Origin of the sequence: Methylobacterium sp. 37f (assembly GCF_023093475.1) — a bacterium.
GTDB lineage: Bacteria > Pseudomonadota > Alphaproteobacteria > Rhizobiales > Beijerinckiaceae > Methylobacterium.
The window spans coordinates 1-1,922 of record NZ_JAGHKN010000085.1 but is presented as its reverse complement, the minus strand read 5'-3'; the positions used below and the strand labels follow the sequence as shown (position 1 = coordinate 1,922).

1 protein-coding gene is annotated in these 1,922 nt (G+C 76.2%); it reads right to left on the bottom strand.

Features of this window, described 5'->3' with window-relative positions:
- The coding region (locus J7U37_RS24700) for an autotransporter domain-containing protein (RefSeq protein ID WP_247637463.1) at positions 1-1,922 on the bottom strand (1,922 nt) is incomplete at both ends.

Genomic DNA, 1,922 nt, shown 5'->3' with positions numbered 1-1,922 from the left:
CCGCACGTCGAGGCCGGCCTGCGCCACCAGGGCGTCGCGGCTGATCGGCGTGCCCGCCGTCAGGAAGCCCGGACCGGCGCCGAAGCTGAGGAGCGCCTTCGGCACCACCTCGCCGTAGGCCCGGCGGTAGCCCACCAGCCCGTGCAGGGACACCGGCGCCCCGGCGCCCAGATCCAGGCTGGTCTGGCCGCGCACGCCCACCGTCGAGGTCGCCACCTCGGTGGTCTGGGCCGCGCCGCTCAGGGCCGCGAGCCCGCCCGTCTCGGCGAAGCGGTCGCGCCCGATCGACACGTAGGCCCCGCCCACGAAGGGCTCGAGGGAGGTCGGCTGGAGCGCGGGCGCCGGGGCCGCCGCCATCACGAACCGGTAGCCGATCTCGCCGAAGCCCTGCGCGGCGGAGCCGCCGTAGCGGGCCGTGTCGCTGTCGGAGAAGCCCGCGAAGGTGACGCTCCGGCGCAGGCGGCTCGCCTGATCGGCATAGACCGCGCCGAGGCGCAGGGCGAAGGGCCCGCGCTCGAAGCCGCCATAGACGCCGCCGAAGCCGCTCTGGATCGTGCCGGAGGTCAGGCGCCCGGCGCTGTCGAGGCTGGTGACGGTGTAGCCGCCGGTGAACCCGAGGCGGAAGCCGGTCTCGAGGCGGACATCGGCGCCGAGCACGAAGCCGGAGGTCTGGCGGGCGAGGGCGGCGGCGTTGCCGTCGCCGCGGGCCTGGCCGAAGCTGCCGAAGCCCTGGCCCCAGAGCCCGAACACCCGCGGGTCGAGCACCCGCATGGGCACCGGCACCACGGGCGCGGCCCGGCCCGGCAGGTCGGCGCTATAGGTCGCCGGCAGCGCACCGTAATCCTCGGCCTCGTCCGCGCCCGGGGCTGGCCCCCGGCGCAGGCGGTCGAGGATGGCCTCGCGCACGAAGAAGGCGGTCTCGAACTGGGCGGCGGTGGCGCTGGCGTGGATGTCGCCGGTGAGCGCCCCGAAGGCGGCCCGGGCCTCGGGCGTGCTCAGGCCGACGGTGCGGCCGTAGAGGGCGCTGCCGGCCCCCGCCGCCTGGATGGCGTCGGCGACGCCGCCCTGGTTGCGGGTCTGGGCGATGGTGGAGAAGGCCACGTCGTTGCGGGTCAGGGTCAGGTCGACCGCGTTCGCGCCGTAGCCGAGGGTCGGCGTCAGGAAGGCGAAGTTGGCGCTGACGCCGGCGAACCGGCCCTGCACGCCGCCGCCGGCGGTCAGGACGGTGTAGCGGGTGCGCGGAGCGTAGGCGCCATCGGCCGCCAGCACCTGCACGATGCCGCCCGCCAGCGTCGCGGTGCCGGCCACGGCGAGGCGGTCGGCCCGGCCGTCGGCGTCGGCCTCGACCCGGAGGGTCGTGCCGGCCGCGAAGGCGGCGTTGCCGGCGACGGTCAGGGTGCCGATGGAATTGCCCGGCGCCACCACGGCGCCGGCCTGGACCACGAGGCCGCCGATCGTGCCGGTGCCGCCGAGGCTGGCTCCGTCGCCCACCGTCACGAGCGCGTTGGCCAGGCTGCCGTCGACCGCGAGCCGGCCCTGGGCGACGCCGACCGGGCCGGACAGGGTGCTGAGGCCGGTCAGCGCGAGGCTGCCGCTGCCGGTCTTGGTCAGGGTGCCGCGGCCGGCGATCGGGTTGGCCAGGGTGGCGTCGGTGGCCTGGTTGAGGATCAGGCTGGCATTGTCCAGGATGGCGCCCGAGCCGAGGCCGGCGGCGGAAGCCACGAGGGTGCCGCCCGCGATGGTGGTGCCGCCCGCATAGGTGTTGGTGCCGGTCAGCACCAGGGTGCCGCTGCCCGCCTTGGTCAGCGAGCCGCGACCGCCGATGTCGTTGTTGAAGCTGTCGAGGGCCGAGACCCCGCCCTGCGCCGCATCCATCGTCACCGTCACGGCGTCGTTGAACGCGCCGTACCCGTCCGCCGCCG